Genomic DNA, 20,287 nt, shown 5'->3' on the forward strand with positions numbered 1-20,287 from the left:
CCTCGGGGGGCAACGGTCGCCGCGCGCCGCCGAACACGGACGAGCGGAGCGTGTCGCGGAACTCCGGGAACCCCTTGAACCCGAGCGCGGCGGCGCCGGGTCACTCGCCGGTCAGCGACAGCCCCGACTGGGCGACGATGGCCTGAAGGGCGGCGACATGGGCCGTGTAGGCCTCCCGGCCGACGTCGGAGAGCTTGAGCCAGGTGCGGGGACGCTTGCCCACGTGGCCCTTGCGGATCACCACGTACCCCGCCGTCTCCAGCGCGGAGGCGTGCTTGGACAGCACCGAGTCGCTGACCTCCACCGCGTCGCGGACGAAGGCGAACTCCGACTCCTCCATCGCCGCCAGCAGCGACATGATGCGCAGCCGGGCCGGGGCGTGGATGATCGGGTCGAGCGCCATCAGCCTTGCTCGATCTTCGCCGCTATGCGCCGCGTGATCGCGCGGGCGACGGCCCAGCCGGTGATCGCCAGGTACGCCGTCATGGCGAGGCCCGCGCACGTGCGCGCGTAAGGGACCTCGGCGGAGGTCAGGGCGACCGCGAGCACCAGGCAGAGGGCGACTCCCACCAGCAGCCAGGCGACGAAGGCGCCGACCAGCCCGGGCCTGACGAGGCTGCGATGGGGGACCTGCCGGTTGGTGCGGGCCAGGGCGAACACCAGGGCGGCAAGGCCCAGGGTCAGCAGGGTGATGCCCGTCACAGCCAGTGGCCGGGAGGAGCCCGGCTCGGTGAGGAACTGCACCCCGGTCACGTAGACGCCGACGCCGGTGGGATACCAGGTGGGGAACCAGGGCCGGGCCCTGACGATGCCCGCCTGGGACGAGCGGATCTCGCGCAGGCTCCGCGCGGCGGCCTCCGGGCTGATGTACGGGGCGTCCTCGGGGGTGGCGTCCATGGATGTCTCCCATCGTTTCCAATCAGGAAAGTACTTTCCACTTTCCATACCGTCAAGTACTTTCCAAAGGGATCTATGCGGATGGAACGGCGGATGCCTCCCCACCGAGGGCGTTAGGGTCGGGCAGGTGAGTGAGTCGCGTGCCTGGCCGTCCCTTGTGGTGGCATCAGCGCTCACTTTGATCTGCGCGATCGTCGCCGGAGTGGCGGCGGGGGCCGCGGGCGCCGAGCTGACCCGTGGTCCGAGCGCCGCCGAGATCCAGCAGGCCTCGGTGGAGGAGACCGCCCGCCGCTGGCAGGTGTGGTCCGCGGGCGAGATCTTCCCCGCCTACCTGCCGTACATCGCCGAGCAGGGCGGCAAGGAGAACGCCCGTAGGGTGGGCATCTCCTCGCGCACCGACTGCGCGGCGGCCGTGGACGCCGCGCTCAGGACCGCGTTGAAGGCGGCCGGCTGCCGGGCCGTGCTCCGAGCCACATACCTGGACGCGCTGCAGGGTGTGGTCGTGACCATCGGGGTGGCCGCCTTCCCCGACCAGGGGTCCGCGCTCGCGGCCAGGGCGGCGTTCCCGCCGGGAGGGGTGCCCTCACCCGGGCTGCGGGCGCTGGCCTTCCCCCAGACCGTCGCCGACCGCTTCACCGCCGCCGCCCGCCAGGCGTCCTCGCTGGGGCAGGCCGGGCCGTACCTCGTGCTCACCACGGCGGGCCAGGTCGACGGGAGGCCGGCCCGGTCGGTCGGCCACCAGCGTTCCACCATCTTCAGCTTCACCTCCGATCTGGAAGACCGGATCCTCACCACGCTGGCCACCCCCGCGCGTCCCGACTGCGCGGGCAAGGACTGGCAGTGCTGACCGCCCGGGCAGTGCCGCTCCCGCGCGCGGTCCTGTCCGCGCTGACCCGGGCCGTGCCGCGCCCGCGCGCCGTCCTGTCCGCGTGCTCGGTGCTCGCTCTGCTGCCGGTCCTGCTCGTCCTGCTGGTCATGGGCACGCTCGCGGCGGGGCCCGCGCTGGCCGACCAGGTGCGCGGGAGCCAGCGCCAGGTGATGCGCACCCTCGACGTGGCCGCCGCCTGGCGGATCACCCGCGGCGCGGGGGTCAAGGTCGCGGTGCTGGACTCGGGGGTCGACCCCCGGCACCACGACCTGGCCGGATCCGTGATCACCGGCCCCGACCTCACTTCGGGCGCGAACCCGCGCGGGGTCGCGCCGCTCCGACTGCACGGCACGTACATGGCCTCGCTGATCGCCGGGCACGGGCACGGCCCGGGGCGCGCGGACGGGGTGATCGGGGTCGCGCCGGCCGCCAGGGTGCTCTCGGTGCGGGTCATCCTGGAGGACGACGAGCCGGGCTTCCACGACTTCAACTCCGAGGCGCGGTTCGAGAACGTGGTCGCGCGCGGCATCCGCTACGCCGTCGACCACGGCGCCGCCGTGATCAACATGTCGATCTCCAAGGACCAGCCGACCCGGCAGGAACGGGCGGCGATCAGGTACGCCATCTCCAAGGGCGTGGTCCTGGTGGCGGCGGCGGGCAACGACGGGGCGGGCCGCAAGGACGGGCCGTACTCCTATCCGGCCTCGTTACCCGGCGTGATCTCGGTCGCGGCGGCGGATCGCGGCATGCACAAGGCGTCCTTCTCCAACCGCAACTCGCTGGTCCTCCTCGCGGCGCCCGGAGTGGACATCTTCGGGGCGGGTCCGGGCGACCAGTACTGGGTGGGCAGGGGCACGTCGCAGGCGACGGCGCTCGTCTCCGGGGTCGCCGCCCTGATAAAAGCGAAATATCCGAGAATGTCGCCTGCGCTTGTCGCCCAGGCGCTCACCACCGGCGCCACCCGCCGCCCGGCCAGGGGCTACGACCCCGGTATGGGCTTCGGCGTGGTCAACGCGGCCCGGTCGCTCGCCGAGGCCGCGCGGCTGGCCCGGCACCGGCACACCGCCTCCGGCCCCGGCGTCCAGGACACCGACCTTCCGATGACCGACGACACCGGCGCGGCGCCCGCCGCCCTGCCTCCGGTGCAGGTAGTCCGGCGTGACACGGGCATGATCACTGTGTACGGCGGGGTCGCGCTGGCGGCCACCGCCTGCGCGGGCGCGAGCCTCACCGTCGTGATCATGCTCGTACGGCGCACCAGGCGCACCAGGAGCGACAGGGACCACAGAGACCACACAGAACACGATGATCCCCGGGAGCCCCAACCGGGTTGGCGGCAGCAGGCGCCGACGTAGCATCGATGTATGTCGCCTGAGGAGCCACGGTCACGACCGGTGACGCCCTGGCCCGCACGTGTGAAGGGCGCGCGGAGCGCGGGAAGGCTTCCTTCAGGCGATGGCGCCCATGGGGCGGCGCGGCCGTGGGCCGGCGCCCGGGCACGTGCCGCCGACGCGCAGGCGGCGATCGACCGCATGGAGCTTGAGCGGGGGGTCCGGTTTCGATCCCTGTTCCTTCTGATCATGGGCACCATCCTCGCCATCGCGGCGACCAACGTGCTGCTCGGTGTGGTCGGCCTGCTCCAGGAGACCCGGGCGCGACCGCTCACGGTCGCCGAGCGCACCCGTTTCGCCGAGGAGGACGTCGCCCGGCGCTGGTACGCCTGGCGGGCCGACGCCGTCTTCCCCGCAGAGGTGGAGTATCTCGGCCTGTCCCGGGTGCGGCAGTACGCCCGCAGGGTCGGCATCGCGAAGGAGGCGCCGTGTACGTCGGTGGTGGACGCCCCCGTCGCCACCGTCCTGCGGCAACACGGCTGCCGCACCATGCTGCGCGCGACGTACGTCGACCAGACCTCGACTTTCGTGATGACCGTGGGGGTGGCCGTGCTCGACGACGAGGAGACCCGGGTGCAGACCGGGGGCGACCTGCCCGTGGACGACCGCGTGGGCGTGCGGCCCGTGGCGTTTCCCGGCACGGCCACCGAGTCCTTCGGGGCCGCGCAGCGCCAGCGTACGAGCTGGACGGGCGCGGGGCCGTACATCGTCTTCTCCGCCGCCGGCTACGCCGACGGGCGCACTCGTGAGTCCGTGCCGATCGAGGAGATCCCCCACAGCGAGCTGTGGCCGACGGCGCAGTCCGTCGCCGGGCACATCGCCCGTGGCCTCTCGGCGCCCCCCGAGATCCCGCGCTGCACCCAGGGGAACGTGTGTTGAGGGCGCGGGCGGTCGCGGCGCGAGCCTGCGCCGTGGCGGGGGTCGTGGCGCTCGCGGGGCTGCTGGCGCCTCCCGTGCGGGCCGATGGAGTGCGTGACCAGCAACGATGGGTGCTCGACGCGATCAACGCCGAGCAGGCGTGGAAGGTCACCCGGGGGGCAGGGGTGACCGTGGCCGTGGTCGACAGCGCCGTCGACTCGAAGGCCCCGGTGCTCAAGGGCAAGGTCACCGTCGCTCCCGACATGCGGTCCAGCGTGTTCGACGACGGCGCGTCGCCCGTAGGGCCGCACGGCACGGCGATGGCTTCTCTGATCGCGGGTTCCGGCCACGACGGCGGCCTGCTCGGCGTGGCCCCCGACGCGCGCATCCTGTCGGTTCCCGTGATCGCCGAGGACGAGTTCGACTACGACCTCGTCGAGCCCGACGACGGTCTCGGCCTGCCCAGCGAGAGCCCGCTGTCGAGGGCGTTGCGCTACGCGACCGACCACGGGGCCAAGGTCATCAGCATGTCGCTCGGGGAGTACGCCACGCAGCGGGCCGACCGGCAGGCCGTGGCGTACGCGCTGGCGCGCGGTGTGGTGCTGGTGGCCGCGGTGGGCAACGACGGCGACTCCGAGTACGCGCGCAAGTACGGCACCTCGTTCTGGAGCTTCCCCGCGGGCTACGCGGGGGTGATCGGGGTCGGCGCGGTCGACAAGCAGGGCAAGGCCGCCGGGTTCAGCAGCGACAACCTCTCGGTGCTGGTGGGCGCGCCCGGCGTGGGGGTCCCCGCCGCGGTTCCCGGCGGCGGGTACCAGGAGATGGAGGGGAGCAGCGCCTCGACCGCGCTGGTCGCCGGGGCGGTCGCCCTTATAAAGGCGAAATATCCGAATCTAAGCCCTGATTTGGTTGCCCGTGCGCTGACGTCCACCACCCAGAAGAAGCCCGCCGCTCGTTATGACGACAAAGTGGGTTTCGGGGTCATCGACGTGGCCGCCGCGCTCAAGCGCGCGGGCGAGCTCACGGGATACGCCACCTCGCTTCCGGTGAAGAGCGACCTCCATTTCGGAAACGGCACGACGGCACCCGCGCCTACCCCGCCTGGGCCCGATCCCGTGCGACTCTGGGTCTACAGCGCGGGCGTTCTCCTCGGGCTCATCGGGTTCGGAGCCGGTGTGGTCGTGCTCACCCGCCGTTCAGAACGGCAATGATCACGTGGTGGACGCGATTGGGGCGCTGTTCGGCCGCCGTTCGGCGGCATTTCGGATGCGGTCTGACCGAACTTGCACTTTCCTGTACCAGTGATCGGTAAAGGTTCGCTAGGGTTCCCGTCTCGTGGGATACGAGTTGCGTGTACAACGCGAATCGCCGCTCGCCTACGCCGAGCTGACGGAGGCGACGGCGTCGGCGGACGCCGGCTTGGAGCTGCGCGGCACACCGGAGGCCGGTGAGGTCTTCGCGCGCCACGGCGACGGCGAGTACGCCGTCGCCATCTGGCAGGGGCGCCTGTACGGGAAGCCGACCTCCGACTGGGAGGTCGCCCAGCTCGCGCGGCTCGCCGGAATGCTCGGCGGGAGCCTGGTGGGTGAGGACGGCGAGGCCTACGGCATCCGAGACGGCATCGTCGAACAGGTGAACGGCGACGCGGCCTACGAGTTCGGGAAGCTTGAGGAGATCCTCTCCTTCGGCCCCGCCCAGTGGAGCGCATGACCGATCCGACCGCCTTCGCCGAGCGGGTGCTCGACCTGGTCGAGCGCATCCCGCCGGGAAGGGTCATGTCCTACGGCGACATCGCCGAATATCTTGAGGAGGGCGGCCCGAGGCAGGTCGGCCGCGTGATGTCCACCTGGGGAGGCGGCGTCCCCTGGTGGCGTGTCGTCCACGCCGACGGCACCCCGCCTCCCGGCCACGAGAGCAGGTGCCTGTCGCGGTGGAGGGAGGAGGGCACGCCCCTGCGGGGAGAGCGCGCCGATATGCGCCACGCCCGATGGCAGGGAGATCATCAGTGAGTTCTCAGTAAGTCGCATTACCATTCCAGGTACGCCCTTTGCGGTCAGACTGGAAAGGCGGTGCCTCCCTGATGGACACCGGTGCCACGCCCGCGCGGACCGGCGACATCGTCGCCGACCGGCTGCGGGCCGCCCAGGACCTCTATGACAGGGGAGAGCCGCTCGACGCGCTGATCGCGGCCGTCCACTCCACGGGTCTGACCCGCTCCGAACGCCGGCGGCTGCACGCCGAGGCGCTCAACGGGCTCCTGGCCCTGCGGCTGGAGACCGCCGCCAGACGCGACGCCACCCGCCTGCGGCAGGCCATCGACCTGCTGCGCGACTACCTGTCCGAGGTGGAGCCATCGGTCAAGCGCCGCCTGCCGGTCGCCCGGCGGCTGGCCTGCTACCTCATCGAGAACCGCGACCCGGCCGAGCTCGCCCAGGGCGACGAGCTGGCGAACCTGGTGGCCGCCACGGCCGAGCCGTCCAAGAGGGTGCGCAAGGGCCTCGCCTGGTACGCCGACCTGCCCGTGGTCGCGCCCGAACCGCTCTTCCGCCTGCGCAGGTCCGACCTCGTCCCGGTGACCGAGGTCGACGACGTCTCCTGGCACGGCGGGCGGCTGCGCGTCACCGGCCACGCCTACCTCGTCGGGCTGTCCGTGCGGAGCCGGCGACTCAACCGCGCGACCGTGGTGCTCAGGGGCCCTCGCTGGGTGCCGCCCGTCTACGCGCGCACCCGTCGCGTCTACCGTCCGGAGACCACCCACGGCGCGGGCGAGCCGGGCTGCAACTACGACTGGGCCGGGTTCGTGGCCGAGGTACGGCCGTGGTCGCTGCGCTGGCGCGCGGCGATCCGCGCCGCCGTCCACGGCGCCCAGCGGCTGCTGCGCCACCGGCCGGCGGTCCCCGACACCACCACCTGGCGTGCCGACATCGTCATCTGGAGCCGTGGCGCGCGGGCCACCGGCGCCCTGCGCGGTCCCGTGGTGGGGCGCACCGAGCGCCCGGCCGGGCTCCGCGTCCGTCCCGGCTGGTGGGTGCGCCCGGCGTGGACCTCCGACCGGGCCTTCCAGGTCGTGCTCCAGCCCACAAGGGCCGAGCTGACCGGGGTCGCGCACGTCGCCGACCAGATCGAGCTGACCGGCTTCCTGCCCGGCACGACGGCGACCAAGGGCAGGGCCCGCCTCGGCGGCCACCGCATCCACGCCGACTTCACTCCGGTGGAGGGCGGCACGCGGTTCTCGGTCGCGCTCGCCGTGCCCGCCCTGATGAAGGAGCGGGACGCCCGCCGCCTCTGGATCGAGCCCAAGGGCGATCCGGCCGCGCCGGTCATGATGGAGAACACCGCCGAGACCCACCTCGCGATCGACCGCCGCGAGGTCACCGTGCTTCGCGACCGGCGCGACCGGGCCGTGGTCTCGGCCCACCGCGTCTGGCCGGTGATCACCTCGGCCACGTGGAGTGACGACGGCACGCTGACGCTGGCGGGCACCTATCCCGACACCGACCCGGGGCAGCGCGAGATAGTGCTGCGCCAGCGGGCCGGCCTGACCTACCGTGTGCCGCTCGGGCGCTCCGGTTCGGACTTCTCCGTACGGCTCGCGCCGGGAGCCATGCCCCGGTTCGGCGGCACGGTGGCGCTGGCGTCGGGCGCCTGGAGCCTGTCGGTCGCGGGCGGCAAGGGCACGACCGCGCCCCTGCGGGTGGACCACCGCCTGCTCGACACGCTCGACGAGGGCGTCCACATCGTGGGCGACCGTGAGTACCGCCTGGTGGCCACGCGCTTCGACGTTCCCGTCCTGGTCGCCGCCGAGCACCTGCCGGACGACGAGAAGGGCGCGGGCGGTCTCTGGGCGCTGCGCAGGGTCCACTACCCCGCCGAGCGCCGCCGCGAGCTGCGCGGCGCCACGGTGTACGTGTCCTTCGACGGCCGGTCCTACTCCGACAGCGCGCGGGCGATCTACGAGGAGCGGCTTCGGCGCGGCGACGACCGCGAGCACATCTGGGTCGTCAAGGACGGCGCCTTCGTCCCGCCGGACTCCGCCGCGCTGGGTCTCGGTCCCGGCGTCACGCCCACGGTCGTGCGCGAGGGCGGCCGCGAGCACTACACGGCGCTGGCCAGGTCGAGCCACATCATCACCAACACGATGCTTCCCCAGTGGTTCCGTGCCCGCGAGGACCAGACCTGCGTGCAGACCTGGCACGGCACCCCGCTCAAGCGCGTCGGAGGCGACCAGCGCCACATGTCCCGCGAGCCGAGGCCGGCCGCCTGGTACCGCCAGGCCGCCGAGGTGGCCAACTGGGACCTGCTCGTCACGCAGAGCCCTTGGGGCTCCGAGGTGCTGCGCCGCGCGTTCGGCTACGGTGGAGAGATCATCGAGTCCGGCTATCCGCGCAACGACGTCCTCGCCCACGACCGGTCCGATCTCGCGGCGGCCGTGCGGCGGAGCCTCGGGGTGCCGGTGGGCAAGCGCGTGGTGCTGTACGCCCCGACGTGGCGCGACCACGACCGCAGGAACAGCTCGGTGCGGCTCGACCTCGCCGAGGCCAGGCGGGTGCTCGGGCGCGACCACGTGCTGCTGGTCCGGGGCCACATGGCGCAGGCGCCGCCGACGGTTCCGGGGCTGGTGGTCCCCGGCCCCGCGTCTCTGGTGCGTCCGGGGCCGATGAGCCGGGAGTATCCCTTCGCCATCGACGTCACGACTTACCCCGATATGGCCGATCTTTTGCTGATCGCTGATGTGCTGATCACCGACTACTCCTCGGTGATGTTCGACTTCGCGGTGACCCGGCGCCCGATGGTCTTCTTCGGGTACGACTTGGAGCGTTACCGGAACACGCGCGGCCTCTACCTCGACCTGCGCACCCAGGCCCCGGGGCCGCTGCTGTCGGAGGGAAGCGACGTGATCGAGGCCGTGCGCCTCATCGACGCGCTCTCCGGCGACTACGCCGACCGGTACGACGCGTTCGTCCGCACCTACGCGCCCCGGGACGACGGGAAGGCCACCGCCAGGCTCGTCGACCACGTCTTCAGCACGCACCCGTGATGGCGGGCGACCGGCTGATGGCCGTGCTGATTCTGTGCGGGGTCCTGCTCGTGGCCGTGGGCGTCGTGGCCGCGCTCGTACGCGGGAGGATCGCGCCGCGCGGGCGGGGGGCGTCGCGGCGCGGGGCGAAGGCGTCCGGTCCCGGACGCAAGCGGCCGCTTCCCGGACGCGAGCGGCCTCATCCCGGGCGCGGGGGCGGTCCCGCCGGCCCGGGGCGGCGGCCCCTGGTCGTACACTCCCGGCCGCCGAGCCCGGCGTGGGAGTCGCGTCCCGCGCCCGGCCAGATCTGGTGGGCCGACGTCCCCTACTCCGACGGCTCGGGTTCCAAGGTCCGTCCCTGCCTCGTCGTACGGACTCACCCGCGCAAGGTGGAAGTCCTGAAGATCACCAGCCAGGACAAGTCCGACCGCGGTGACCATCTCTCGATCCCGACGGCCGGGTGGGATCCGCACGCGACCAAGGACAGCTGGCTCGACCTGTCCGAGACGCATTTCGTGGGCGACCGCGACTTCCGGAACCTGGCCGCCACCTCCTGCGACGCGCGCGTCTGGAAAAGCGTCACCCGCCTCCAGAAAACCGGCTGGGTCTACGACGGCTGACCCCGGGCCCCGGCGGTGTCCGCACAAGGGGCGGTTTGCTGTGGGGAAAATCTGTGGATTCGTCAGCAAATGTGGTCGATGATGCCGGACGGAGCGGGTTCGAGGGCCCGGGACGCATCTTCGGGGGTAACACATGGAATCGGGCTTCGCCGACCGGCCCGGCGTCACGCACGTACCGGTCAGGAGGCTCGGTCTCGATGACCTGCGCGACTGCCTGCTGCTGGCCATCGACCGTCAGTGGCTTCCCGAGGAGGCCAAGTGGCGCCTGCTCTTCGAGGTCGGCGAGGTCTACGGCATCGACGACCCCGCCGGCGGCCTGGCCGGCACGACGGTGCTGACCCGCTACGGGAGCGATCTCGCCGTGATCAGCATGGTGCTGGTGGCGTCCCGGTACGGCCGCATGGGGCTCGGACGCCGGCTCATGCTCCACGCCCTCCAGCAGGCCGGCGGCGCGACGGTCTTCCTCACCGCGACGCGGTACGGCAAGGGGCTGTACGAGAGGCTGGGCTTCGAGACGGTCGGCACGGTCGTCACGCATACCGGGCACCTCACACTCGATCCCGAGGACGTCAAGCACGAGGGGGTCCGCCCGGCGCACGAAGGAGACCTGGAGGCGGTCATCGCCCTGGACGCCCGCGCGTCGGGCGCGCCCCGCACGCGGCTCGTCACCCGGCTGTTCACCTTCGCCGACCAGACCCGCGTCGTCGAGCACGGCGGGGCCATAGCCGGGTTCGGCGCGGCATGGCGCAACCTGGACAGCGTCGCCGTCGGGCCCGTGGTCGGCGAGAGCACGGCCGTCGCCCGGGCGCTGATCGCCGAACTGGTGAGCGGCCTGCACGGGCCGGTCCGTCTGGACATCGACGCCCGGCACGCCGAACTGACGGCCTGGACGGCCGGGCGCGGGCTCACCCGGGCCTTCGACACGGCCCTGATGGTGCGCGGAGGCCCCCTCCCCGGCGACCTCGACCTCCTGTTCGCCCCCGCCATGCTCGCGCTGGGCTGAGAAGGCTCCCGGGAGCAGGCGGCCCACTTCGCTGGCCGCCGTGGGAAAGTGGACCGAGCTTCCGGCCGAACGAGGTGACAGGTGGACATGCCACGCGCATCACATCCACGGCGCGCCCACGGCTCCCAGCGCTCTGAGAGTGAGGTCATCGCCTCGTTCGCGACCTGGCCCAGCGCTACGGGCCCGCTCTACCGCAGGCTGGCCGACGGCATCCGCAAGGCCATCCAGAGCGGCGCGCTGCTCCCCGGCCAGCGCATCCCCTCCGAACGGCAGCTCGCCGGGGTCCTGCGGGTCAGCCGCACCACCGTCGTCGCCGCGTACGAGGCCCTGCGCGAGGCGGAGCTCGTCGAGAGCCGCAGGGGGAGCGGCACCCGCGTCGCCGAGAACGCCCTGACGCGCCCGCCGATCTCGGACGGGCGCGTGCCCGGAGGCACCGGCGCCCTGATGTACCAGCACCTCATCGACGGGCCGGGCGAGCTGATCACGGTGGCGAGCTCGTCGCAGGGCGCCGTCCCCGAGCTGGTCACGGCCTTACGTGACCTCGCGGGCGCCGATCTTGAGACGGCCTTCGACGAGCCCGGCTACCACCCCGCCGGGCTTCCCGAGCTGCGCCGGGCCATCGCGGCGCACCTGACCGGCACGGGGCTCCCCACCACCCCCGGCCAGATCCTCGTCACGACGGGGGCGCACCAGGCCCTCGTGCTGGTCTCCGAGCTCTTCCTAGGGCCGGGCGGCACCGCCCTGGCCGAGTCGCCCGGCTGGCCCGGCTGCCTCGACGTGTTCCGGGCGCGCGGCACCCGCATCGTCACCGTGCCCCTGGACGACGAGGGCGCCGACGCCCGCGCCATGGCGGGCGTCCTCGCCTCCGGCAGGCCCGACCTGATCTACCTGATGCCCACGTTCCACAACCCGACCGGCGTCCTGATGTCGGCGGCCCGGCGGCGCAGGATCGGCGAGCTCGCCGCCCGGTACGACGTGCCGGTCCTGGAGGACAACGCCTATCTCGCCGACGCCCCCGGCCTGCTCGCCGCGTACGCGCCGCGCGGGGCGAAGGTCCTCTCCGCGGGTTCCCTGACGAAGGTGGTCTGGGCCGGGCTGCGGATCGGATGGGTGCGGGGCCCGGCGGAGCTCGTCGAGAGGCTGGCACGCCGCAAGGCCCTCGCCGACCTCGGCAGCCCGGTCATCGACCAGATGCTCGCGGCGCGGCTCATCCCCGGACTGCCCAGGATCCAGGCCGCCCGCGCGCCCGCACGCGAGCAGCGGCTCGGTCATATCGAGAAGCTGCTCCGCGAGCGGCTGCCGGCCTGGCGATGGCGCCGGCCCGACGGCGGCAGCGGGCTGTGGATCGAGCTGCCCGGGGTCGACGCCACCGAGTTCTCGCACGTGGCGCTCAGGCACGGCGTCGAGGTGGTGCCGGGCTCGACGACGGACCCCACCGGCGCTCACGACCGGTTCATCCGCCTGGCCTTCACGTTGGACCCGGCCGTGCTCGACCGTCTGGTAGATCGGCTGGCAGGCGCGTGGTCGGAGTTCGAGAGATAGGAGGGGCGGCGCGGGACGCCCGCCGGGGACGCAGGCCGAGGAGCAGGCCGCCGATGACCAGCGCGGCGCCGAGGAGATCAGGGACGCCGGGATGCCCGGTTTCGAGGATCACGCTGGAGACGATCGCCCCGATCGGCAGGAAGCCGGAGAACAGCCCCGCGCGTTCGGGACCGAGCCGGGGCAGCGCGTCGTACCAGCAGAAGAACGCGAAGGCCGTCACCACGAGCGCGAGGTAGACCATCGCCGCCGCCTCGGCGACCGTCGGCGGCCGGACCGCCGCGCGTCCGTCCGCCACGAGCCCGGCGACCGCCAGGAGCGGGACGGCCGCGGCGGTCGCGTACGCCGACACGCGGATCGCGCCGAGCCGCGGCAGCAGGGGGACGGCCAGAAGCGAGAACCCGACCTCGCACGCGAGCGCGCCGAGCGCGAGCAGCACCCCGGGAAGCGTGGCGTGGCCGAGGCCCGTGGCGACCGCGGCGCCGCCCGCGACCACCGCGGCGGCCACGACGATGTGCGGGGTCGGCCGCCGCCTTTCCATGAGCGGCCCGGCCAGGGCGAGGACGATGGGCACGGTGGCCACGATCGTGCCGACCGTCGCCGGGTCGGCGTACCGGGTGGACTCGATGACGAAGATGTTGAACGCGGCGAGCCCGACGACGGCGAGGAGCACGACCAGCACGATCTCCCGGGCGTTCAGGCGCAGATGTGGGAGCCGGCGTGCCCGCATGACCAGAAGGAGCGGGATCGCGCCCGCCGCATACCGCAGGGCCTGCCCGCCGTAGATCGGATAGTCGTGCAGCGCCGGGGACACCGCCGTCAGCGTCCCGACGCAGAACATCGCCGTCGCCGCCCCCACCGCCCCCCGCCACCGGCCACGGACACCGCCGCCCACGCCTCCCAGTTGGTCGCCGTCCGCGTTGGTACGGGCGCGGTGGCTCGTCATACGGTCGCCGTCCGCGTCCGTACGGGCGCGGTCGCCCGTCATGCGGTCGCCGCCCCGGCGGGCACAGTGGTCACCGGCATGTCGACCTCCCCGTGAAGCCCCAGTGGCTTGTCCGCTCGCCATGCTGGCAGGGCGCCCGGCCGTCAGACAGGGCCAATCAGGGCCGAAGCGGACCCGGGAGAAGGCCTTTCACCTATGGGCCGTGTCACTCCCGGAGACCGGAGCAACCCCCCGGTAACGTGTTTTGTCATCCTCGGCGGAGATCGACACAGGCGCCGTACGGTCGAGTCGGCACGATCTACCCGTGTGGTCTGGTGGAATAGCGTGTTGTGAGTGGTCAGGCCTACCGTCTGGTGCGGCGGGGAAGCACGGGGCAGGCGATGCCTCCTGCTCTCGACGAGCACCAACGCGCGGTCGTGCGCCACGAGGGCGGCCCGTTGCTCGTGCTCGCGGGCCCCGGCACCGGCAAGACCACCACGATCGTCGAGAGCGTCGTCGATCGCGTCGAGCGGCGCGGAGCGGACCCCGAGCGGGTGCTGGTGCTCACGTTCAGCCGCAAGGCCGCCGAAGAGCTGCGCGAGCGTATCACCGGCCGTATGCGCCGCACCACGCGAACGCCGCTCGCGCTCACGTTCCACAGCTACGCCTACGCCTTGTTGCGCCGTGAGGCCGTGCTCGCGGGCGCCGCGCCGCCGCGCCTGCTGACCGGCCCCGAGCAGCTCCTGGAGATCCGCCGCCTGCTCCACGGCGAGCTGGAGGACGGCGCCAGGCAGTGGCCTTCCAGCATGCGCGAGGCGCTGAAGACGCGCGGCTTCGCCGAGGAGCTGCGCGACTTCCTGGCGCGCGGCGCCGAGCGCGGTCTCGACGGCGAGGACCTCGTCGTTCTGGGCCGCGAGCACGGACGTGCCGACTGGGTCGCCGCGGGCCGCTTCGCCTACCGCTACGCCGACCGGTTCGACCTCGATCCGAGCCCCGCGCTCGACTACGCCGAGCTGATCCGCGCCGCCGCCGCACTGCTGACCGACGTCGAGGTACGGCAGCGCGAGCGGGCCGCCTACGACGTCGTGTTCGTCGACGAGTACCAGGACACCGACCCCGCGCAGGAGTTCCTGCTCCAGCAGCTCGCGGGGGACGGCCGCGACCTGGTGGCCGTCGGCGACCCCGACCAGTCGATCTACGGCTTCCGCGGCGCCGACGTGCGCGGCATCCTGAGTTTCCCCGAGCGGTTCCGCACGCTGGAGGGCCAGGAGGCGTCCGTCGTCGCGCTCCGGGTGTGCCGCCGCAGCGGCCCCGACCTCCTGACCGCCTCCCGGCGCGTCGCCGCCCGCCTGCCCGTGCCACCGGGCGCGGGCCGCACCCGTGGCGACCACCGTGACCTGCTTCCCGTGGAGGGCGCCGACGCGGGCCAGGTCCGGGTCCTGCTCGCCGACAGCGAGACGCAGGAGGCGGCCGTCGTCGCCGACACGCTGCGCCGGGCGCACCTGCTCGAAGGGGTTCCCTGGTCACGCATGGCGGTGCTGGTGCGATCGACCGGCCGCCAGGTGCCCATGCTGCGACGCGCCCTGCTCACCGCGGGCGTGCCGGTCGTGGTGGCGGGCGACGAGGTGCCCCTCATCCAGGAGCCCGGCGTGCGGCAGCTCGTCACCCTGCTGCGCGTGGCGCTCCACCCGGCCACGCTCGACGTCGCCACCGCCGAGGAGCTGCTCACCGGCCCGCTGGGCGGCACCGACGCGATAGGCGTGCGCCGCCTGCGCCGCGCGCTGCGCGTCGCCGAGCTGGCGGCGGCGGCGCTTCCGGCGGCCCCGATGTCGCTGCCCCCGCGCTCGTCCGACGAGCTGCTGGTCGCGGCCGTACGCGACGCCCGCGAGCTCATCCCGATCGAGCCGCACGTGGGCGCCGGCGCCGGGCGCGTCGCCGCCCTGGTCACCGCCGCCGGCGAGGCCGTGAGCCGGGGCGACACCGCCGAGGAGGCACTGTGGGCGATCTGGCAGGCCTCCGGCCTGGCCGAGCGCTGGACCGAAGCGAGCCTCGCGGGCGGGGCCAAGGGGGCCCAGGCCGACCGTGACCTCGACGCGGTGGTGGCGCTGTTCGACTACGCCGCGCGCTTCGTCGACCGCCTTCCCCACGCAGGGCCCGAGGTCTTCCTCGATGACCTGATGTCGCAGGAGATCCCCGGCGACTCGCTGGCCGAGCACGCGCCCGACGGCGACGCCGTGCGCATCCTCACCGCCCACCGCTCCAAGGGTCTTGAGTGGGACGTCGTGGTGGTCGCGGGCGTGCAGGAAGGCGTCTGGCCCGACCTGCGGCTGCGCGGGTCGCTGCTGGGTGTCGAGGAGCTGGTCGAGCTCTCGGAGGGTTCCGTGCTCGACGGGGCCGACGCGGCCGGAGCCGCCCTGGCCTCCAAGCTGCTCGCCGAGGAGCGCCGCCTGTTCTACGTGGCCGCCACGCGCGCGCGCCGCCGCCTGGTGGTGACCGCGGTCGGCGGCGAGGACACCGACGAGCGGCCGTCCCGCTTTCTGTCCGAGCTGCTCCCAGGGGCCGTCGAGGAGGCCGCGGTCGACGACCGCGCACGCTGGCTGAGCATGTCCGCCCTGGTCGCCGACCTGCGATCGGCCGTGTGCGACCCCACGAGGCCCGAGCCGATGCGCACGGCCGCCGCCGGGCACCTGGCGAGGCTGGCCCGTGCCGGCGTCCCCGGAGCCCACCCCGGCGAGTGGTACGCGCTCACGCCGATCTCCGACGACCGCCCGCTGAGCTGGCCCGAGAACATCGTCCGAGTCTCGCCTTCTGCGGTCGAGAGCTTCACCAAGTGCGGGCTGCGCTGGCTGCTGGAGACGGCCGTCGGCGCCTCGGGCACCGACATGTCCCGCAGCCTCGGCAGCGTCATCCACGCCATCGCGGTCCTGGCCGTGGCCGGGCAGGCGGGTGACACGCTCGGCAAGCGGCTCGACGAGATCTGGGACGAGCTCGACTTCGGCGGCGTCTGGTTCAACCGCAAGCAGCGCAAGGTGGCCGAGCAGATGGTCGCCCGGTTCCTCACCTGGCACGAGGAGAACCCCAGGGAGCTCGTCGCGGTCGAGGAGGCGTTCACGGCCGTTCTGTCCGACGGCGTGCAGATCCGTGGCCGCGTCGACCGCGTGGAGCGCGACGGCGAGGGCAGGGCCGTGATCATCGACCTCAAGACCGGCACCGCCAAGCCGCCGGACGCCGAGCTCGACCGCCACCCCCAGCTCGGGGTCTACCAGCTCGCCACCCTCCTCGGGGCCTTCGAGCGGCACGGCATGACCGAGCCGGGCGGAGCCTCGCTCGTCCAGGTCGGCAAGGCGGCCGGCAAGGAGGCCAAGGTCGCCAAGGAGCAGCGGCAGGGCGCCCTCGGCGAGGATCCCGAGCCCGAGTGGGCGCGCGAGCTGGTGGAGACCGTGGCCACCGGCATGGCCGCCGGGGTGTTCACCGCCAAGGTGAACGACGGCTGCCGCACCTGCGCGGCCAAGGTGAGCTGCCCCGTGAACGACAGCGGGGGCCAGGTTTGCTAGGGCCGTCCACGCCGGGCCCGGGTGCCGGCTCCGCCACGGAGACGACCCGCCCGGCCCTGATCGGGCCGATGGAACTGGCCGAGAAGCTCGGCATCGCGCCGCCCACCCCCGAGCAGGCCGCCGTCATCGAGGCGCCGAGGGAGCCGATGGTGGTGGTCGCCGGCGCGGGTTCCGGCAAGAGCGAGACCATGGCCGGGCGGGTCGTCTGGCTGGTCGCCAACGGCTTGGTCCGGCCCGAGCGCGTCCTCGGCCTGACCTTCACCCGCAAGGCCGCCGCCGAGCTGGCCGCCCGGGTGCGCAAGCGGCTCACCCGGCTCGCCGAGGTCGGGCTCGCCCCGCCCGAGCTGCTGGACGCCGAGCCCACGGTGTCCACCTACCACGCGTACGCCGCGCGGCTGGTCACCGACCACGCCCTCCGCGAGGCGCTTGAGCCGACCATGCGGCTGGTGAGCCCCGCCATCTCGTGGCAGATGGCGGCCCGCGTGGTGGGCCGGTACGACGGCCCGATGGACCGCGTCGATCTCGCCCCGCCCTCCGTCACGGCGGCCGTGCTCGACCTCGCCGGCGAGCTGTCGGAGCACCTGCGCACGCCCGACGAGGTGCGCGAGGTCGGCCACTGGCTCGACGAGCGACTCGCCCAGCTTGGCGGCAGGCCGACGCTCGCGCAGCGCCGCCCGGTGCGCACTCAGGACGTCCGTGAGCAGTTCCTGCCGATGGTCGACGCGTACAACCGGCTCAAGCGCAGCCGCGAGGTCATCGACTACGGCGACCAGATGGCGCTCGCCGCCCGCATCGCCGACCGGCACCCCGAGGTCGGCATGATCGAGCGCGGCAGGTTCTCTGTGGTGCTCCTCGACGAGTACCAGGACACCAGCCACGCCCAGCTCGTCCTGCTGCGCGCGCTGTTCGGCGGCGGCCACCCGGTGACCGCCGTGGGCGACCCCTGCCAGTCGATCTACGGCTGGCGCGGCGCCTCGTCCGGCAACCTCAAGCGGTTCGTCCACGACTTCCCCACCACGGCAGGCGAGCCCGCCCCCGTGAGCCGGCTCTCGGTCAGCTTCCGCAACGGCGAAAGGGTGCTCGACGTCGCGGCCCGGGTGCAGGTCCCCCTCCGCGAGGAGGCGCGGGAGGTGCCCGTGCTGGTGCCGGGCGTGAACCGCGTCGGGCGCGGAAGGGTCGTGTGCGCGTTCCACCAGACCGCCGAGGACGAGGCCGCCTGGATCGCCGACGGCGTGGTCCGCATGCTCGGCAGGGAGATCGCGCCCGACGGCCTGCCGTGGGGCGAGGGCGAGCGCGACAAGCTCCGCGAGAAGGTCAAACCGGGCGGCGCCTGGGGCGGCGCGATGGCCCTGCAACCGCAGGACGTCGCCATCCTGGCGCGCAAGCGCGCGCAGTTCCCCGCGCTCCGGCGGGCACTTGAGGCGCGTGACATCCCGGTCGAGGTGGTCGGCCTCGGCGGCCTGCTGACCGTCCCCGAGGTCGCCGACCTCGTCGCGACGCTGCGGGTGCTGTACGAGCCGACCGCCGGCGACGCGCTCGTACGGCTGCTCGCCGGGCCGCGCTGGCGCATCGGGCCGGCCGACCTGAAGGTGCTCGGCGAGCTGGCCAGGGAGCTGACCATCGCGAACCGGGGCCGCCCGGGCGCGGACGACCCGCTGGAGCAGGTCGTCGCCGACATGGCCGAGGAGCGCGGCAGCCTGGTCGACGCGCTGGACGAGCTGCCCGACCGGCCCGAGTGGCTGGAGCCGTTCTCGCCGCTGGCCCGCGCGCGCCTGCCGCGCCTGGCCCAGGAGCTGCGCGTCCTTCGATCGCACACCGGTCAGCCGCTGCCCGACCTGATCGCCGAGGTCGAACGGCGGCTCGGCCTGGACGTCGAGGTCGCGGCCAGGGGCGGAGGGCCGCTCACCGCCCGCGCCGACCTGGACGCCTTCCTCGACGCCGCGTCGCGGTTCGCCGGCGACGCCGAGGATCCCACGCTGGGCGCCTTCCTCGCCTATCTCAAGGCGGCGGAGTCGGAGGAGTTCGGCCTGGAAGCCGGGCGGGTCGGCGAGACCAACAGCGTCAAGCTGATGACCGTGCACGCCTCCAAGGGGCTGGAGTGGCCGGTCGTGATCGTGCCGGGGCTCTCGCAGCTCACCACCCAGAAGGGCGCCCTGGCCAAGGGCAGCGTCTTCCCCGCCACACCCGTGACCAACTCCCGTTGGACCGAGAACCCCCGCAAGCTGCCGTACGTCCTGCGGGGCGACAGGGCCGACCTTCCGGTGCTGAACGGGCTGGAGAAGGACGACCTGGCGGAGTTCGACGAGCGCTGCCGCGAGCGCGACCTCATGGAGGAGCGCCGCCTCGCGTACGTCGCCGTCACGCGGGCCCACTACCTGCTGATCGCCTCCGGCTACCGGTGGGGGTCGGCCGCCCGGCCGCTCGACCCGTCCGACTTCCTGCGGGAGATCCGCGAGGCGTCCGGTCAGGTGGCCTACTGGGCTCCGGAGATCGAGGACGACGCCGTGAACCCCCTGCTGGCCGAGCCCCCGGCGGAGCAGTGGCCGGTCACCCCGGAAGGCGAGCGGTACGACGCCATCCGGAGCGGCGCCGACATGGTCATGAACGCCATCAACGGCGTGACCCCTCTCCCGAGTCCCGGCTCTTTTGCACCCGCCTCCGCGACGAGTCCCGGCACCCCGTCCGGCTCGGAGGACCCCGCGAGTTCTGTGAGTTCCGTGGGCTCCGCGAGTTCGATGAAGGAGTGGGAGCAGGAGCGTGTCCGGGCCTGGGCTCGGGACACGGAGCTGCTGCTGAAGGAGCGCGACCAGTCCAGACGGCGTGGCGGGGCCGTCGTGGAGCTGCCCGCCCACCTGACCGTCTCGTCGCTGGTGACCCTGGCGGACGACCCGGCCGCGCTCGCGCGGCAGATCCGCCGCCCGCTGCCCCACAAGCCCGCGCCGCTCGCCCGCAGGGGTACGGCCTTCCACCGCTGGCTGGAGGGGCGGTGGGGTCAGCAGCGCCTGATCGACGACTTCGAGCTGCCCGGCGCCTCCGACGACCTTTCGGGGGTGGACGTCCAGCTCGCCGAGCTGCAGACCCGGTTCGAGGAGAGCCCGTGGGCGGCCCTGGAACCGGTCGACCTGGAGGTCCCCTTCGAGACCATGATCGCCGACCGGCTCGTCCGGGGGCGCATGGACGCGGTCTTCGCCGACGGTGACGGCTACGTGGTGGTCGACTGGAAGACGGGGGAGCGCCCGCGCGGGCAGGCGGCCAGGGCCTCGGCCGTCCAGCTCGCGGCCTACCGGCTGGCCTGGTCCCACCTCGCTGGGGTCCCGCTCTCGAAGGTCGGCGCCGCCTTCCACTACGTCCGCGCCAACGAGACCGTACGGCCCGTCGACCTCCTCGACGCGAGGGGCCTCGTCCGCCTCATCGAGTCGGTCCCCGAGGACAGATAAGACCCTCGCCCCGCCTCGGGCATTTCCAAGGGGGCCCACCGACCTTACTGAATCACTGCCTGGCCAGCGCGGTTACCGCGCGGCCGCACGCGAATGGCGATGAAGCCAGGCAGTCTCCTGGTCGCGCGTACGGCGGGCCAGAGATAGCGTTCTGAAGCCTCGCGGGTTACAGTTATTT

General features: G+C 73.2%; 15 protein-coding genes. 12 read left to right on the plus strand and 3 right to left on the minus strand.

Annotated features, from left to right (window positions below; genetic code table 11):
- Positions 1-100 precede the first annotated feature (100 nt).
- Positions 101-403 carry a transcriptional regulator gene (locus tag AB0B89_RS02510; protein WP_358546975.1) on the minus strand — a complete coding sequence of 101 codons (303 nt, stop codon included), beginning with the start codon at positions 401-403 and terminating at the stop codon, positions 101-103.
- Positions 403-897, minus strand: coding sequence for a hypothetical protein (locus AB0B89_RS02515; RefSeq protein WP_358546977.1), 495 nt, complete (start codon positions 895-897; stop codon positions 403-405). The genes AB0B89_RS02510 and AB0B89_RS02515 overlap by 1 nt, the downstream gene beginning before the upstream one ends.
- Before the next feature lie 127 nt (positions 898-1,024).
- On the opposite strand from AB0B89_RS02515, the gene AB0B89_RS02520 reads away from it, so the two are divergent.
- The 10 genes from AB0B89_RS02520 (at position 1,025) to AB0B89_RS02565 (ending at position 12,196) form a co-directional block, all read left to right on the plus strand.
- Complete coding sequence (locus AB0B89_RS02520; RefSeq protein ID WP_358546980.1) at positions 1,025-1,744, plus strand: hypothetical protein; 720 nt, start codon at positions 1,025-1,027, stop codon at positions 1,742-1,744.
- A complete protein-coding gene (locus tag AB0B89_RS02525) occupies positions 1,738-3,120 on the plus strand; it encodes a S8 family serine peptidase (protein ID WP_358546982.1) in 1,383 nt (460 codons plus the stop codon). The genes AB0B89_RS02520 and AB0B89_RS02525 overlap by 7 nt, the downstream gene beginning before the upstream one ends.
- Positions 3,121-3,129: 9 nt before the next feature.
- Positions 3,130-4,035: a hypothetical protein gene (locus AB0B89_RS02530; RefSeq protein ID WP_358546984.1), complete on the plus strand. Its 906-nt coding sequence runs from the start codon at positions 3,130-3,132 to the stop codon at positions 4,033-4,035.
- A complete protein-coding gene (locus AB0B89_RS02535; RefSeq protein WP_358546987.1) occupies positions 4,032-5,225 on the plus strand; it encodes a S8 family serine peptidase in 1,194 nt (397 codons plus the stop codon). Before AB0B89_RS02530 ends, AB0B89_RS02535 begins: the two co-directional genes overlap by 4 nt.
- A 136-nt stretch (positions 5,226-5,361) precedes the next feature.
- On the plus strand, positions 5,362-5,724 hold the full coding sequence (locus AB0B89_RS02540) for a hypothetical protein (protein WP_358546989.1): 363 nt from the start codon (positions 5,362-5,364) through the stop codon (positions 5,722-5,724).
- Entirely contained in the window at positions 5,721-6,023 is a 303-nt protein-coding gene (locus AB0B89_RS02545; protein WP_358546992.1) for an MGMT family protein, read from the plus strand. Before AB0B89_RS02540 ends, AB0B89_RS02545 begins: the two co-directional genes overlap by 4 nt.
- Positions 6,024-6,094: 71 nt before the next feature.
- A complete protein-coding gene (locus tag AB0B89_RS02550; protein ID WP_358546994.1) occupies positions 6,095-9,052 on the plus strand; it encodes a CDP-glycerol glycerophosphotransferase family protein in 2,958 nt (985 codons plus the stop codon).
- A complete protein-coding gene (locus AB0B89_RS02555) occupies positions 9,052-9,651 on the plus strand; it encodes a type II toxin-antitoxin system PemK/MazF family toxin (RefSeq protein WP_358546997.1) in 600 nt (199 codons plus the stop codon). The genes AB0B89_RS02550 and AB0B89_RS02555 overlap by 1 nt, the downstream gene beginning before the upstream one ends.
- 133 nt (positions 9,652-9,784) lie before the next feature.
- Positions 9,785-10,654, plus strand: a complete 870-nt coding sequence (locus tag AB0B89_RS02560) for a GNAT family N-acetyltransferase (RefSeq protein ID WP_358547000.1) — start codon at positions 9,785-9,787, stop codon at positions 10,652-10,654.
- Between the two features lie 87 nt (positions 10,655-10,741).
- On the plus strand, positions 10,742-12,196 hold the full coding sequence (locus AB0B89_RS02565; RefSeq protein WP_358547003.1) for a PLP-dependent aminotransferase family protein: 1,455 nt from the start codon (positions 10,742-10,744) through the stop codon (positions 12,194-12,196).
- Here AB0B89_RS02565 and AB0B89_RS02570 read toward each other — a convergent pair.
- Entirely contained in the window at positions 12,123-13,181 is a 1,059-nt protein-coding gene (locus tag AB0B89_RS02570) for a DMT family transporter (protein ID WP_358547006.1), read from the minus strand. The two genes, AB0B89_RS02565 and AB0B89_RS02570, sit on opposite strands and share 74 nt — an antisense overlap.
- Before the next feature lie 338 nt (positions 13,182-13,519).
- Between AB0B89_RS02570 and AB0B89_RS02575 the strand changes: the two genes are divergently transcribed.
- Positions 13,520-16,672, plus strand: a complete 3,153-nt coding sequence (locus AB0B89_RS02575) for an ATP-dependent DNA helicase (protein WP_358547009.1) — start codon at positions 13,520-13,522, stop codon at positions 16,670-16,672.
- Positions 16,673-16,740: 68 nt separating this feature from the next.
- Positions 16,741-20,109, plus strand: a complete 3,369-nt coding sequence (locus tag AB0B89_RS02580; RefSeq protein WP_358547011.1) for a UvrD-helicase domain-containing protein — start codon at positions 16,741-16,743, stop codon at positions 20,107-20,109.
- Positions 20,110-20,287: the final 178 nt, after the last annotated feature.

This window comes from Sphaerisporangium sp. NPDC049002 (assembly GCF_040649355.1).
In the GTDB taxonomy this organism is placed as follows: domain Bacteria; phylum Actinomycetota; class Actinomycetes; order Streptosporangiales; family Streptosporangiaceae; genus Sphaerisporangium.

Coding starts and splice junctions, on each gene's coding strand:
- AB0B89_RS02565 (WP_358547003.1), top strand. CDS start 10,742: ATGCCACGCGCATCACATCCACGGCGCGCCCACGGCTCCCAGCGCTCT.
- AB0B89_RS02510 (WP_358546975.1), bottom strand. CDS start 403: ATGGCGCTCGACCCGATCATCCACGCCCCGGCCCGGCTGCGCATCATG.
- AB0B89_RS02580 (WP_358547011.1), top strand. CDS start 16,741: ATGGAACTGGCCGAGAAGCTCGGCATCGCGCCGCCCACCCCCGAGCAG.
- AB0B89_RS02515 (WP_358546977.1), bottom strand. CDS start 897: ATGGACGCCACCCCCGAGGACGCCCCGTACATCAGCCCGGAGGCCGCC.
- AB0B89_RS02530 (WP_358546984.1), top strand. CDS start 3,130: ATGTCGCCTGAGGAGCCACGGTCACGACCGGTGACGCCCTGGCCCGCA.
- AB0B89_RS02550 (WP_358546994.1), top strand. CDS start 6,095: ATGGACACCGGTGCCACGCCCGCGCGGACCGGCGACATCGTCGCCGAC.
- AB0B89_RS02560 (WP_358547000.1), top strand. CDS start 9,785: ATGGAATCGGGCTTCGCCGACCGGCCCGGCGTCACGCACGTACCGGTC.
- AB0B89_RS02545 (WP_358546992.1), top strand. CDS start 5,721: ATGACCGATCCGACCGCCTTCGCCGAGCGGGTGCTCGACCTGGTCGAG.
- AB0B89_RS02575 (WP_358547009.1), top strand. CDS start 13,520: ATGCCTCCTGCTCTCGACGAGCACCAACGCGCGGTCGTGCGCCACGAG.
- AB0B89_RS02570 (WP_358547006.1), bottom strand. CDS start 13,181: ATGACGGGCGACCGCGCCCGTACGGACGCGGACGGCGACCGTATGACG.
- AB0B89_RS02555 (WP_358546997.1), top strand. CDS start 9,052: ATGGCGGGCGACCGGCTGATGGCCGTGCTGATTCTGTGCGGGGTCCTG.